Here is a 13889-nt window from a genome sequence, read left to right as displayed (position 1 = left end):
CTTACGAACGTCGCCAACAGTCGAACGGCCGCACCGAGGCGCTGCATGATTGATGGCGTGCCGCTACGAACGTCGCTTGAGGACATGGTGCTCACAGGCCAAGCGTGGAAGGTTTGCTTTGACTCTCGTCGGGAGAGGGTTCGGCACCACCGACATACGAGGCGCGAGGCGCTTACTGTATCTTAGGTATGCAACAAGCACCAAGGCGCTCCCGATTCCTGCTGGCCGCGCTGGGTCAGTCGTAATACTTCACAAGTTGAATAAAGCCGCTTTCCAGGCGTCGAACGCCGAAGTCATGGCCGAGCGCTTGGCTAACCGCGAAGCCGCCAAACTGTACACCGCCGCCGAACGTGACGCCCGGCGTCATTTGTACGCCGTTGATGTCGACAGGGATTTTCGGCGTCAGGTTGCCGTTCGAGTCAATGGCAAAAATCTGGTCGAAATGAACACGCGTGAGACCGTCTGTGTCCGAAGCGGGCGGCTGTTGGGCGGCGCTTTGCTGCGAGGCACGTGCGTCTTCACCTGTCGCCTGCGACGGCGATGCATTCAAACTTTCCGACGCGGCCCCGGACGAAACAGCGCTTGTTCCTTTTTCCACTTCCTGCTTGTCGCCACATGCCGCCAAGACTGCGAGCGTGAGACACGTAGTGACGAGCGTTATTCTCTTGAAAATCATTTGCCTATGTCCTTGAAATCGACCTATCCGACCTAACGTGATATCGGCAGTCTTCGCCACTTCTTAACCTTGAGCATGTCGGTTACAACAGCCTGCGTAGAGTTCGTTTAGACGGTGACCGACCATCCGAACGGCCTTTGTGGAAATCCGATGCTGTCATCAACCAGGAAAGAAAAAGGCTTTTGAAAGCCGCAGGCAACAATAAATGCGCGCTGAAAACCGTTGTGTGGGTCGAGCGGATTAACGAAAGCGGCCAAGCGCAATGCGTAGGGTGCGCAGCATTCGTTTCAAAGCAACGCCGGTACCGAGCAATGACATTCGAAGCCCTCATTGATGTGCTGAAGAACGCGGATGCGGTCGTCGCGTGGCGCGCGACACGAACGAGCCGCGGTCACACGGCAAATCTCGAAGGCGGAGAGCCCAGATTTCAGTTCCGAGGTTTTCGCCCCGGTGGTGGGCGACTTGAACTCAGGTTGTCGCGTCCTACAATCAAGACATCGTACTCGCGCCGGGCAATCTTGAAATGGTACCTTCCGTTCCCTTCGATTTACGGGTGCAGGCCGAAATGCTGACCTTCCTCGTCATCTCCCATCTCGCGACGAAGTTCGCAACCGGGCGGTGGATGTCCATCGAGAGCACGGTCGAGTCTTCGGCTTACTGGTCGAAGTCAATGCAGCGCGAAGGAGATGTTGTGAGCAGAATCATGTTGGCGAGTCGTGCACTTTCGATTGCGGAGGCTATTGAAGTCGAGACAGGCCTTACGCTCAACGGCAGTGCTCTGGCTTCCATCTTTGACAGCAATCTGCGGCTGGACTTCTCCTCTGTCGTGACTCGCGACATTTACGACCGGTGTCACGCTTATCTTCTCGCGGTCAAGTAGGTTCGAGACGAGACTCAAAACTGCGCCAGGCCCCTTAGGCGAAGCAATGACGACAACGGCCGCGCCGTGAATGCCGGCTGAGCCGTTGCATAGCTCAACATTGTTCAGGCCCAGGGTTGCGGATAACACCCGCTGTACGTCGACGGTCGTGATGGCTTCTGTAGCGCAGCGCAGGAAGCGTCGGGGCGTTGTGTTACTGGGAGCGATGTAGAAGCGACCAGTTGTTGGAGTTGGCAGCGCTGCTAAATTCAAGCGTAGCGCGAGGTGCAAAGCACGCCGGCGATGACGCAGAGATGACGGAAATATCATCTACGCGTCACCGGACCGCACGGAATATCAGCCAAACTTAAGGCGTATGGGAAGTGAAACGTCTAAGAGAGAGGAACGGTATGAGGCGCTTGACAGTCATCTGCCTTAGTCTGGTCATCGTTTGTGCCGGCGGTGCCTTCACGCTGCCACTAGGCCTAGCTCAAGCAAAGACCAGAGAACAAGCGAGAACCGAGCTCGAACAAGCTTGGCGGGACGGTTGGCTGCCTTACAGGCGCTCTGAGTATCCGCCATCTCCAGCGACGTTAGACAGAAACAAAAAGCGATACTTGACTCAACATCCCGAAGGTGTCGGGTCAGGAGCTAACGCCAAAAAACGGACAGACTGACCTAAACACTCCGCGAAACATAGAACTTTTGAGGTTTTTGATGGTTTGGTCATGATTCGGCTAACCGAAGAACCGCCAACTAACAATGTCAATTACCGGCATTTCGGGTCATGGCCGATTGGACTGAGGTCAGAATGAATAGCGATGTAGTCATTGTTTAGAAAGCGCGGTCTCGCGTCCGCCGGAATCGCGGGCTTGGTGCCAAATCTCAACTGCCTCCTTCGCCACGTAAATGCTGATGGCAATCAGGTCGGCACACCGCCATCCGGACGCTAGGACCACCAAGCCTGATGCAAGAACACCGAAATTCGCCACCACGTCAGCGCGCGTACAAATCCAGCTGCCTCGCAGCACACGCTCGTTACGGGCTAAGTTCGGGCGGAGCAGGCGCCACACCTGCGGCTGTTGCAAATCAGACCGCGGCAATGCTCGGAATGCGGCATCTATTCTGACGGACCTATCGGGTACCTCGCGAACTCTATTTGACTACCCAGCGCCTATTCGAACTGTCAGCACGCGTTTGCGCGTTTCAACGTGACGAATGCACAAAAGGGTTGATTGGCTGCACCTTCTTGCGGTCCTTCACTCTCTCGAGCATCTGCACCTTGTCCCAGTCGGCCGACAACGCGTCAAGCGACCGCACGACATTTGATTCCAACGGTTGCAGCCCAGCGTCTCCGCTGAAATTTGATTTGAACGCGGTGTGGAAGCTGTATTGAAGGAGACCGGAGACGTCGCGAATGCGTTCCGGTGTGTCGGAGTCTGTGAACATCACCGATTCGAGCGAGAACGGGTCGTAGAAAACGAGGTTCGCGAAGCCGCTGTTGACCGCAACTTTCGGCTCTTCGCTGACGAGGAGTGAACCGACCAACTGAATAGTGCCTTTCATGCCCCTCGGCGTTTTGAAAACCCAGAGGCGCTTCGGCAACCGCTCCTTGAGTTCAACAATCTTTGCGGTGTTGGAACCAAAGTAGCCGACGTGACCGTTCTTCAAGTCTTGCTCGAGTTTCTGCCAGTAGTAAAAGATATCCATTGCCCATCCATCCTCGCCGGTTGTAGTCATATGCGACGACGTAATGGTACCAACAGCGTACTGCGAACCTGGGAGGCAATTACAGAGACGTGGCGTGTACCGCTATTTTAATTGGAGACCGTGTCCGGTGATTCAGAGGCCCCCTCCACTCTCAACGCTCTCGACGGACTGTTCTCAAGTTACCAACAAAAGCTTTGTCATGTGTTGGAATCAATCATACATGCGGCTGTCGTGACTCAACGGCATAGAGAGAGGGTGTTGAGGATTATTCTTTGTAAACAGTAAGTTAAATCTGCTTGGCGTGCTGAAGTCGAGCTTGGCACAGAACGTGAATAATGCTTATCGAGCGGAAGCCGCTCACAGTCCCGGCCCTTGCTGCCACACTACTTTTTATGGGTGAATCAAAATGAGCACGCTGACTATTGTTGACTTGCACCGTGAGGAAGAACTTTCTCGTACCGAGATGGCCCATGTCGTTGGAGGGCGTGATGTGGACAAGGAAAAAGCACTTGTCGAAGCCTACCGTGTTATCAACTCGATAAACACCTTGGAGAATACGCCCGACCCGGCTCCCGCCCACGTCGGAATGAGGCTGTAGTCCTGAACCGCTGACGAAGGGTATGGGTCTGCTCCTTCGAGCAAATGCGTTGGCGTGGCGTAGCATCTGCGGGGATACGTCACTCGGCGCTTGCACGCGAAAATACAAACAGAACGTGAAACCAGTTGAAAGAATGATGAAGAGGCTGCTGCGGTCGCGCGTGTGGCGGTGGCCGCTCGGGCAGTTTAGGTTGCCTCCGCCGTCCTTGGGAAGCACTTCTGCGACACGACCTCCGGATGGGACGATAGAAGTCTGCAGGATAATATCGGGCATCAACTTGACGGATAAGAGAGGGGAAAGATATGGCCGTCCAACGCCCTGCTGAAATCGCGAAGCAATACGCAGAACTCGATTACTTGGACGCACTATTTGCGTTTGGGCTGCGATTGTGCCCGAGGATTGAAACTCTGCTGCGCTGCCTAGGTCCGAGGGGTAGTTACTTCTGGAGGCCATATGCTCGAACTCTCCGGCGACGCCGTGCTTATAGTGGTCGAGGTCGACACTCAAGAAGAGGAGCGCATCGTTTTGACGGCAAAAGACTTCCACACCGAGAAGCGGTCGATGCTCGACGATGACGTCATGCGGGACGACGAAGACGGTGAATACGTCGCCGACGTGAGTGCCCTCGGGTACGACTTCAGGATTGTCGCGACGCCACCGAACAACCTTGAAATCGAGGATGACCCAGAAGAAATTCGCGTTGAGATTGCTGAGAATCACATAGAGTTTTTCGAACCCACCGATGGTGATGACGAAATCGAAGACTGAGTTCTAGCTCCCTGTGAAGGCTCGTCGTGTGTATCGTGGCATTTCCGGAAGGCAGCACATTCCTTCCGATGGACGAGTGCTGTCCGGGTCCTTCTTCGACCAGTCTCATGTCAGCGGGGCTGCGCGCCTCAGAACCAACTCGAAGGCGGCAAACGACGACGATGAAGCACCTATGGCCGCCCGGCGGTCAGCCACTATTGAAAGCGTCAAATCGCTTGAGCCGGCGCTAGAATATAAAGTCGACTCCCTATTTTTTCTAAAAAGAGCTTACCCTGCAAGTAAAAAGTCATTTTCTGAAAACCAAAGAGAAAAGAGCCTCTTACTGAACACGGAGCACGCACGAGCGCCGGAAAGCAAAGGTCATCTCGGGAAAATCGCTTGCATCTGTCGGTAGAGCAATCTATACGAACTCAAGCGTTCCAAGAGAATGGGACGCTGTTCGTCGCCGGGAAAGAACTCCTGCGATAGCAACTTCGCACGGGCGACAGTCGCGAAGTCACCGCTAGCTGCAAGCCAGCCTAGACGAGCGGCGCCGAGCGCAGCGATGTAATTTGTGTCAAACGGACGACGTAACACTATCCCGAGTGCGTCGACCAGTAACTGGGCCCAGAACGTGCTGCGCGCGCCGCCGCCTATTAGATTCAGTATCGTTTCCTGGGTACCGTCTGCACGCAAGGCGTCGAGGCCATCCGACAGCGCAAACGTGACGCCTTCGAGAGCCGAATAAGCGAGTGACGCACGGTCCGTCGAATGATTCAAGCCGCAAAACACGCCTTGGGCGTATGGGTCATTGTGAGGCGTCCGTTCACCGGAAAGGTACGGTAGAAACAATGGTGCTTTTGCCCGAGCGTTCGCGCTGAGAGTCTCGACCTCAGCTAGCAAACAGTTTTCGTCAACCGAAGTCAGCTTGCAAAGCCAACGAATGCAGCTAGCCGCGGATAGCACGACGCTGGTTCGGTGCCATCTGTCTGGAATTGCGTGGCAGAGTGCGTGAAGTCCTAATTCCGGGCTTGGCCGGAAGCTCTCGGTGACGACAGAAAGGACACCCGACGTACCGAGCGACAAGAAACCCTCTCCCGGTTCCGTCGCGCCGACGCCGAGGGCGCTTGTCGCGGTGTCGCCTCCGCCCGCTGCAACCACCACGTCTGGCGACAAGCCAAGTTCGCTAGCCACACTTGCAAGCACAACGCCGGTTGCTTGGCATCCTTCCACCATCGGAGGAACCTGCATCTGCGTCATGTCACAAGCATGTAGAAGTTCGTCAGACCACTGCCTGCGTCCGACGTCCAGCCAAAGCGTACCCGATGCATCAGACGCGTCCGTATGCTTGATGCCAGTCAAGCGCAGACGAATGTAATCCTTCGGTAGCAACACGCATGACATCTGTCGAAAGCACTCCGGCTCGTGACGCGCCAGCCAAAGCAACTTCGGTGCAGTGAGCCCCGGCATCGCGCAATTGCCTGCTATCTCATGCAGTCGCGGTGCGCGTGCTTCGAGTTCGGCGCATTCGCTGGCGCTGCGCATGTCATTCCAAAGAATTGCTGGGCGCAACGGTTGGTCATCCGCGCCGAGCACAACAGCTCCGTGCATCTGACCTGACAGGCCAATGGCCTGTACGCGAGCGAACGCATTGGGATGGTTATTGCGTAGAGTGGAAAGCGCGATTTGCGTAGCTCGCCACCAATCACTTGGGTCTTGCTCCGACCATCGGTGCTTCGGCCGTGAGATTCCCAATGGGTGATGAGCGGTCCCGACGACACTCCCGTCGCTTGACAGCAAGAGAACCTTCAATTCGGTCGTGCCGAGGTCAATGCCGAGAAACATCGCTGATACCTTGATTGAGGACTGCCTGAGTCACCTATAGGTCGAAATTGGTAGGCATCAGGACCACGTCTCGAATCGTCAGCCCGCGCTGTCGTGTCAGCATGAACATGATTGCATCCGCCACCTCGCTAGCCTCAATCAGGCTTCCGGATTCTTTGGCCTCTTTTAGTTTTTCTTCTGGCCAGTCGGCAAGTAGTGCGCTGATGACTGGGCCGGGTGACACAGAACCGACGCGGATTCCGTGTTTGAAAACCTGGCGCCGCACGGTCTGGACGAAGCAGTTAATCGCCCACTTGGACGATGCATAGACCGGCTCCCAAGGCGTCGGGAAGTGAGCGGCAAGGGAACTGGTCACCACAATATCGCCGGTCCCACGAGTAATCATGTGGGGCAGCACGTCGTGAACATTCTTCATCACGACATTGACGTTAAGATTCAGCATCCGGTCAATCTCTGCAGTGTCTGATTCGACCAACTCGCCACCCACATAGGTACCAGCGTTCGCGTGCAGGATGTCAATTTGCCCAGCGATGTCCAGCACACGGGGTATGAGAGCCGAACATGCTGCCGGGTCGAGCAAATCCACGACTAATGGAATGGCTGCGTCGCCGTGCTCCCGGCAGACTGACGCCAGTGCCGCCTCATCGCGGTCGACCAGCACGACCCGAGCACCGGCAGTCAACATCGCCTGCGTACTCGCCAAACCTATCCCTGAAGCGGCGCCAGTTACCACAGCGACCTTGCCCTGTAATTCTCCGGCCATGAGAATGCCCTCCTGGTTTGCTCACCTGCGAATTTGCCAAGGATGGAAATCTTCCAATCACTTTGCCCATCACGGCGGCACGTGCAACGCCGCCGTCGATTTCCGGCTAGGAGCGAGCCACGCGCTTGGGGCCCAACCAGCCGGCTATCGTACAAAAACAGTTGTGACGAACAAATGCTCTTTCAAAGAGCAAATAATCCAGTTCGGAGTTGTCGTTGTCAAGACGATTTGAAGAGGGAAAACCCGGGTCTTTGTTAGACCGCGGCCAATGATGACTCGCCCGCGACGAATACGGTAGGCAGCCCACCGCTTTGGCGAGTTCGCATGGCTGGTCGGACATCAACGACGGCGGCTGTGGGACAACCGATACCGTGGGATAGTCTTGAGACACTGGACAGGGTGGCGAAGTTAGCGCCCTGAGACGAACGGCTGACGGGCGACGCTGGCTCCGAGGGGCATCTCATGATGCTTTGGAACGTGTCTGAAGGCCTGGCTTAGCTGGGCTCTACTTCACCAGGGGGCATTCACAAAAACAGACGGTGCGCAGCAGAGAGAATGCACAACTAAAAGAAGAATGCGGTTTGGGTTGCTGCACGCCGATACTAGGCAGCCAATGCCAATGGGGGTTGCTCGAACTATAAAACCTTTTTCATGCAGATGGCGCTTGCCGGGCACAACTCCGCAAACTGCGCACTTGCCTGCACTTCTCCAGGCGCTGTGCCGCGGTCGGCATCCGCATATCCGTAGCGCTGGAATAGCCCAGCTGCTGTCGTCGTAAGTAGCCACACTTCGCGAACGCCCAACATTTGCGCTGTTAATTCAACCCGAGCTAAAAGGGTCGAACTAAGCCGCTGGTTGCGAGTTGACCGCGCGACAACTAGCGACCGTAGCAGCGCAAAGCGACCCAACCGCTCGAGGCCAACGCACCCAACAAGCTTTCCGCCTTCGTCTTCCGCGACCATGAAGTCGTCAAGCAGCGTCGCGACCACATCCGAGGCAGGCAGCCCACTCTCTGTGAGCAATATCTTGATTGCACTTAGGTCATTTCTGCGCGCAGCTCGAACTTTCATGATTGATTGGCGTCTTGAGGGTCACCAAATTCGATTAGGTTGAGCTCACGGCTGCGTGGCGACTCGCCCGAACGGCGACGAAGAATGCTATGGCCGACAATATCGAGACCAGAAACACCGTCCACTCGACGGCTACATAGCCGTGAGTCAAATTCCAGATACCTGCCGCGGCAATCGGCGCTATCCCCTTGGCGATATTTGACGGGAACGAGAGCATCCCGCTGACTGCTCCGTAGCCCTCGGTCCACATCAGGTCTTGGACAATGGTGCCGCGTAGAATCGTCATCATTCCGTTTGCGGCGCCATAGCACAGCGCGAACAACCAGAGGAGTGTGGCCGAGTGGCCTGCCGATATCAGAATAACCGTCGATAACGGGAAAAGCGTAACGACGACGGTACCGACAGTGCTCACGTGCACCGTCCGGCCGAACGTGAACCACACCGCTCTCGCGGCGACCTGCGCTGGGCCGATGAGCGCCATGCTTGTGACCAATACGGCGTTTGACACTCCGCGCTCGACCATGAGCGGGACCAGATGAAATGTGAGCGCCGCGAACGTCGCGTAGTAAGCCGTGAAACAGACGGCGAGCGCCCAGAAGGTGGGTGTTCTCAGCGCACGGCGTGTTGCCGCATCGTTAGCCAGCTTCACGTCTCGACTTTCTGGTCGTGAACCCGCGTCGGTGCGCGACCGCGACGAGCGGATGGCCATGACATGGATGGGCAGGCACACGACGAGGTTCAGCGCCGCGAGCACGACAATCGACGTGCGCCATCCGACTGAGCCAACGAGAAGCTGCGTCAGCGGAATGAAGACTGTGCTGGCGAACCCCGCGACAAGCGTAATCAAGGTGATTTTGGTCCGGAAGCTTCGCGGATACCGGTGTGTGACGACGGCGAACACAGGGTCGTAGAACGTGGCAGCCATCGAAATCCCGAGGCCTATCCACGCGACGAAGAGCAATGTCAGCGACTGGGCGCCGGCCCAAAGCAGAAGCATCGCCGCTGCGATGACGGAGCCGACCGCCATTACCCGCCGTCCAAGTCCGTGGTCAATCCAACGGCCAATGGGATAGGCTGCAAAGCCTGAAACAAGCAATCCCACGGACAACGCGGCATTCGTCGACGTCCTGCTCCAGCCCATGCCCTGTTCCATGGGCACCACGAGCAGTGAAAACGAGTAGTACACGGAGCCCCACGAAACCAACTGCGCCAGAGCCAGCGCCCACGTTATTAACTTGTCTTCGCTGTCAGCAGGCGCAGGGTTCCCGCTCGCGCTCTCACTTCGGTTCGACATCGTGCTCAACTTACTGTCCCCTGATATTCGCTCGAACTATGAGGACCGTCGCCTCCAATCCGAAATGCGTCGCAGCAAAAGAATGTTGCTGAAGCCAGCCGGTGAGCAATGACGGCCGCGACTCGCTCGGGGAACAGGCTCGTGCGAGGCGCGATGACCTGGTGCGGCAGAACGTTGACTGTACCGAGAAACCCGATTCCGTCACGATTGCAGAATCGCTCAACTCGTCGTGTGACGAAGCGTGCGCGCAGTCGTCGTAGTGCCGCGAGAATCCCTTTTTCGTTCGGCGGCGTAGTCAGCGCGACGAAGAATTTCGAACCCTCGTCAGCGAGATGGTTGCGGACTCGCAGGAGCGGAGTCATCCAGTCGCACGGAGGATACCTGCGCGCTAACACTTCCTCGTCCATCACAAGGACCGCTGCGGAGGAACCGCCCTGTGCGAGCAAACGCGCGAGCGCGAGTTTGTCGTCAGTTGCTGTCGTCAGGGCGACCGCTGAACTCGCATATCCGGTCTCGAGCTGAAACTGGCGTGCAATGTCGGCCGCCAGCGCTGGAGAGCCAATTTTCATAGCCGTACGCTCCTCAGTAGGCGTTGCGCGTGAACCGTCAACCGGCGAACGTGTCATCAAGACAAGGAGCGCGTGCGCCGCGCGGCAACGCCACCCTCCCCATACCGGGAGCGGCTCTCCATCCAAAGCTAGGTCATTCGAGCTCATGGCAATCCCCAAAGATTTCACATTTCCAGAATACCGGAAATATAGTAGAATGCAAACACTGATGCAGCCAGGTTAGCGGAGGGAGGCGGACTGAACTGCGGCGAATATCTCTATAGGATTGGAAATTTGACGTCGTTCCCCGCCCTAGTGAGAGGGGAATTCCTGACCTTTGCAAATCAGGTTCCTGCTTCGCTGCAGACCGCCTACCGGAGGTGCCTCCGTAAGGTCTTCCGTCCGCTCCACAGGCTTAAGGTTCCGCGCGTCCCGCGGTACGTGTAGCGAGAAGGCCTGCGGCGAGGATGTTTCTCGCGGCGTTTCGGTCTCGGTCGTGTATCTCGCCGCAATCCGGGCAGGTCCACTGCCGAATGTTCAACGGCAGCGACCTGTGCCGGAATCCGCAGGCGTGACAGGTTTTGCTCGACGCGAAGAACCGGTCCGCCTGCCAGTAGGTCCGGCCGTACCACGCCGCCTTGTACGCGAGTTGTCTAAGTAGCTCGCCCTAGGCTGCGTCGCCGATGTTTCGCGCGAGGTGGCTGCGCATCATTCCCTTGATGCACAGGTCCTCCATGAACACCGCCTGGTTTTCGCGGATGAGCTGGGTAGACAGTTTGTGCAGGAAATTTTTGCGCGAGTCGGCGATGCGAGCATGAAGCCGCGCGAGACGTTGGCGCGCCTTGTCGCGGTTTTTTGAACCGTTATGTTTTCGCGAGAGCGCACGGCTCATGTGCCGCACGCGATTCAGTAACGCTGCGAGGAACTTCGGTGGAGATAGCGGAGGCCGGTCGTCGGCAAAGGTCAGAAAGTGCGTCAGGCCCAGGTCGGCGGCAATCACCTTATCTGTCGGCGGTAACGGTGCCACCCCGTCGTCGCACAGCAGGCTGACGAAGTAGCGACCGGCAGCGTCACGCGACACGGTCAGACTCGACGGCGTAGAGGGCAACTGCCGGCTCCAGCGCACATCGAGCGGCGCTGCCATCTTCGCAAGCGTCAGGTCGCCGCCGCGCAAAGTAAATCCGTTGCGCATCAAGGAATAGGTCTGCGCGGCTCGTTTGCGTTTGAAGCGCGGAAAGCCTGCCCGCCTGGCAAAGAAATTCTTGTATGCCGTGTCAAGGTGACGAAGGGAAGCTTGTAGCGCCACGATGGAGACGTCACGTAGCCAGATACAGCCGGGCGTCCGCTTTAGTGCGGTCAGCGCGGCGGCGTCTTCAACGTAGTTCGACTTCAGGCCATCTTTGTGTCGCTGCTGCCGACGCGCGAGCATATGGTTATAGACGAACCGCACGCAGCCAAAGTGCTGCGCCAACTGCTGCTCCTGAACAGCGGTTGGATAGAAGCGGAAACGGAAGGCGCGTTTGACGGACATGAACCGTCTAGCGCGATACTTTATATGCTAGAAGCTCTCTGGCGAGAGCCGAACTTGAATGAAATCGCTGGAACACACGATGACAGTGCACGCAATCAACGACGACGACAGCTTCCCGGCGGCGAGGCGGGAATTTCTCGACACAGACATCGCTGCTCGGTTGGGGATGGAAGGTCAACCACCGGCGAGGATTCTCTTGCTCTATGGCTCTCTTCGCGACCGGTCGTATTCGCGCCTGCTTGTCGAGGAAGCCGCGCGCCTGCTGGAGCAGTTTGGAGCAGAGCCTCGAATCTTCGACCCCCGAGGTCTTCCGCACGCCGACGACGTTGACTCGAAGAACCACCCGAAAGTGAAGGAGTTGCTGGAACTGTCCATGTGGTCGGAAGGACACGTATGGTGCAGCCCGGAACGCCACGGCACGATTACCGGCCTGATAAAAACCCAGATTGACCATCTGCCGCTCGTCAGCGGTGGTATCCGGCCGACGCAGGGACGAACCCTTGCGGTGATGCAGGTGAGCGGTGGTTCGCAGTCGTTCAACTCTGTCAATCAGCTGCGCCAATTGGGGCGGTGGATGCGCATGTTCACCATCCCGAATCAGAGCTCGGTCGCGAAGGCCTTCGAGGAGTTTGATGAAGCTGGTCGGATGAAGCCGTCCCCATACTACGACCGAGTCGTCGACGTGATGGAAGAATTGGTCAAGTTCACCCTGCTGCTTCGTGGCCGCGCCGATTATCTCGTCGACAGGTACAGCGAGCGCGTCGAGGACGGTCGTCCGCTTGACCCCGCAACCGACCTTGCTTCCCGAGCAATCGCCGAACACCCTGCCGAGAAAGCGAAGGCGAGTAACCAGTAAAGGACTGTGATGGCAACCTTGGACTCAAAGCTAGCAGTTAAGGCACTGGCAGCCTTGGCACATGAAACACGGCTCGCGGTTTTTCGACTGCTGGTAACCGCGGGTCCATCGGGGATGAGTCCAGGGGCTATCGCCGAAAAGCTGTCATTGCCCGCGCCAACGCTGTCCTTTCACCTCAAAGAGCTTGCGAATGCCGGACTCATTGAAGGCAAGAACCAGGGTCGGTTTATCTTCTATTGCGCGAACTATGACCACATGCAGACGCTTATGGATTTCCTCATGGAGAACTGCTGCGCGGCGGAGCAAGCAGAGCAATGCGGCTGCGCGACCAACGAGACGGAGGCTTAAATGAAGCGATTTCATGTGCACGTTATTGTCCCGAAGCTTGACGAAAGCGTGCGCTTCTACAGCAGCATGTTCGGCGCGGAACCGTCAGTCCTCAAGAACGATTACGCGAAGTGGATGCTCGAGGACCCACGAGTGAACTTCGCCATCTCGGCGCGTGGTGGTGAAATTGGCGTCAATCACCTCGGTTTTCAGGTCGACAATGACGAAGAGCTGGCTGCTCTTCGCGAACAGGTCGTTGCTGGTAGCGTCGCGATACAGGACCAACCTGGCGCCCAGTGCTGCTACGCCAGCTCGAACAAGTATTGGACGCAAGACCCGGCTGGCGTCCCGTGGGAGACGTATCACACCCTCGGCGGCATCCCGGTTTTCGGAGCGGACAGCCGGGCACCGGCCGCTCCCGAGGCGGGCGGAGCCTGCTGTGCCCCGGCCACCTCGATTCCAGCTGTGATTGAGAAAAAGGTCGGCTGCTGCTAATTCGCGGCGACAAAAACAATCGGCCGCCAAAAGGTTCGAGGCGGCCGTTACGATGCAAGTGGTCCTAGGCGACCTTACCGCACGAAGCGCCCGCTCACGCGGTCACAGGCTTGCACTTGACTTTCCTGGCCGGCTTGCATGCGGCCGAGTCCACGCCCTGGCAGCAGTTCTCAGTCAGAAAGCCAACCAGGTCATTCATATGTTCGATTTCGGGCCCATAGTACACAAACCGTCCTTCCTGGCGGGACGTCACCAAGCCAGCGTGCGTCAGCTCCTTGAGATGGAAGGAGAGTGTCGCGCTAGCTAGGTTCAGGTGTTCTTGGATGACACCGACGTTCAGACCCTCAGGTCCGGCCGTGACGAGCAGACGAAAAATAGCCAGGCGCGTCGGCTGTGCGAGCGCGGCCAAAGCTTTGATGGCGTCTTTTTCCTTCATAAGGCTCTGTCTTCCAGGTTATGTACCGATTCTAACGCGACGCCGCGGACGCCGGGCGGAACTGCAGCCCACGGGCGTCAAGGCTGCTTGTCCCGAACGCAGGTCGTGCCCGAGCTTGCTGCGTCACGTCATTT

Annotated in this window: 16 protein-coding genes and 1 pseudogene; 7 read left to right on the top strand and 10 right to left on the bottom strand. The window is 57.3% G+C overall.

All coding sequences use genetic code 11. From position 1 onward, the window contains the following. Positions 1-235 precede the first annotated feature (235 nt). Positions 236-676: a hypothetical protein gene (locus QCE73_RS10575; RefSeq protein WP_309881102.1), complete on the bottom strand. Its 441-nt coding sequence runs from the start codon at positions 674-676 to the stop codon at positions 236-238. Between the two features lie 523 nt (positions 677-1199). Here QCE73_RS10575 and QCE73_RS10570 point away from each other — a divergent pair. Together QCE73_RS10570 and QCE73_RS10565 are read left to right on the top strand one after the other, a co-directional pair. Continuing rightward, positions 1200-1556: a hypothetical protein gene (locus QCE73_RS10570; protein ID WP_309881100.1), complete on the top strand. Its 357-nt coding sequence runs from the start codon at positions 1200-1202 to the stop codon at positions 1554-1556. Between the two features lie 389 nt (positions 1557-1945). Then, positions 1946-2212: a DUF4148 domain-containing protein gene (locus QCE73_RS10565; RefSeq protein WP_238212490.1), complete on the top strand. Its 267-nt coding sequence runs from the start codon at positions 1946-1948 to the stop codon at positions 2210-2212. A 529-nt stretch (positions 2213-2741) separates the two neighbouring features. Here QCE73_RS10565 and QCE73_RS10560 read toward each other — a convergent pair. Further along, a complete protein-coding gene (locus QCE73_RS10560) occupies positions 2742-3245 on the bottom strand; it encodes a hypothetical protein (protein ID WP_238212489.1) in 504 nt (167 codons plus the stop codon). 406 nt (positions 3246-3651) lie between these two features. Here QCE73_RS10560 and QCE73_RS10555 point away from each other — a divergent pair, with 406 nt between their 5' ends. Together QCE73_RS10555 and QCE73_RS10550 are read left to right on the top strand one after the other, a co-directional pair. Beyond that, on the top strand, positions 3652-3843 hold the full coding sequence (locus QCE73_RS10555) for a hypothetical protein (protein ID WP_087124741.1): 192 nt from the start codon (positions 3652-3654) through the stop codon (positions 3841-3843). A gap of 453 nt (positions 3844-4296) precedes the next feature. Further along, complete coding sequence (locus tag QCE73_RS10550; protein WP_087124742.1) at positions 4297-4611, top strand: hypothetical protein; 315 nt, start codon at positions 4297-4299, stop codon at positions 4609-4611. Positions 4612-4971: 360 nt separating this feature from the next. On the opposite strand, the gene xylB is transcribed toward QCE73_RS10550, so the two are convergent. The 7 genes and pseudogenes from xylB to QCE73_RS10515 all read right to left on the bottom strand — a co-directional run bounded on the left by xylB (position 4972) and on the right by QCE73_RS10515 (position 11641). After that, positions 4972-6435 carry a xylulokinase gene (gene xylB, locus QCE73_RS10545; RefSeq protein WP_309881098.1) on the bottom strand — a complete coding sequence of 488 codons (1464 nt, stop codon included), beginning with the start codon at positions 6433-6435 and terminating at the stop codon, positions 4972-4974. Positions 6436-6469: 34 nt separating this feature from the next. Next, positions 6470-7198: an SDR family oxidoreductase gene (locus QCE73_RS10540; protein WP_087126620.1), complete on the bottom strand. Its 729-nt coding sequence runs from the start codon at positions 7196-7198 to the stop codon at positions 6470-6472. A 635-nt stretch (positions 7199-7833) separates the two neighbouring features. Continuing rightward, positions 7834-8268, bottom strand: a complete 435-nt coding sequence (gene arsN2 / locus QCE73_RS10535) for an arsenic resistance N-acetyltransferase ArsN2 (RefSeq protein WP_087126621.1) — start codon at positions 8266-8268, stop codon at positions 7834-7836. A gap of 34 nt (positions 8269-8302) precedes the next feature. After that, positions 8303-9562 carry an MFS transporter gene (locus QCE73_RS10530; protein ID WP_087126622.1) on the bottom strand — a complete coding sequence of 420 codons (1260 nt, stop codon included), beginning with the start codon at positions 9560-9562 and terminating at the stop codon, positions 8303-8305. 5 nt (positions 9563-9567) lie between these two features. Further along, positions 9568-10131 (bottom strand): hypothetical protein, encoded by a 564-nt coding sequence (locus QCE73_RS10525; RefSeq protein ID WP_087126623.1) that lies wholly within the window; start codon positions 10129-10131, stop codon positions 9568-9570. A 394-nt stretch (positions 10132-10525) separates the two neighbouring features. After that, positions 10526-10762: pseudogene (locus tag QCE73_RS10520) on the bottom strand (zinc ribbon domain-containing protein); the annotation flags it as partial. A gap of 15 nt (positions 10763-10777) precedes the next feature. Further along, complete coding sequence (locus tag QCE73_RS10515; protein ID WP_309881095.1) at positions 10778-11641, bottom strand: RNA-guided endonuclease TnpB family protein; 864 nt, start codon at positions 11639-11641, stop codon at positions 10778-10780. A gap of 79 nt (positions 11642-11720) precedes the next feature. Here QCE73_RS10515 and arsH point away from each other — a divergent pair, with 79 nt between their 5' ends. From arsH to QCE73_RS10500, 3 genes are read left to right on the top strand one after another with little or no spacing between them, the layout of a single operon-like run. After that, on the top strand, positions 11721-12497 hold the full coding sequence (arsH, locus tag QCE73_RS10510; RefSeq protein WP_087126625.1) for an arsenical resistance protein ArsH: 777 nt from the start codon (positions 11721-11723) through the stop codon (positions 12495-12497). Between the two features lie 9 nt (positions 12498-12506). Further along, the gene (locus QCE73_RS10505; RefSeq protein WP_087126626.1) at positions 12507-12845 is read left to right on the top strand and encodes a helix-turn-helix transcriptional regulator; all 339 of its coding nucleotides are present in this window, start codon (positions 12507-12509) and stop codon (positions 12843-12845) included. Next, positions 12846-13319 carry an ArsI/CadI family heavy metal resistance metalloenzyme gene (locus tag QCE73_RS10500; RefSeq protein WP_087126627.1) on the top strand — a complete coding sequence of 158 codons (474 nt, stop codon included), beginning with the start codon at positions 12846-12848 and terminating at the stop codon, positions 13317-13319. A gap of 94 nt (positions 13320-13413) precedes the next feature. Here QCE73_RS10500 and QCE73_RS10495 read toward each other — a convergent pair whose 3' ends face one another. Further along, complete coding sequence (locus tag QCE73_RS10495) at positions 13414-13755, bottom strand: helix-turn-helix transcriptional regulator (RefSeq protein WP_087126628.1); 342 nt, start codon at positions 13753-13755, stop codon at positions 13414-13416. Positions 13756-13889: the final 134 nt, after the last annotated feature.

This window comes from Caballeronia sp. LZ029, from assembly GCF_031451275.1.
Lineage (GTDB): Bacteria > Pseudomonadota > Gammaproteobacteria > Burkholderiales > Burkholderiaceae > Caballeronia > Caballeronia jiangsuensis.
Note: the sequence above shows the minus strand (reverse complement) of the source record. Positions and strands in the feature narration are given on the sequence as shown.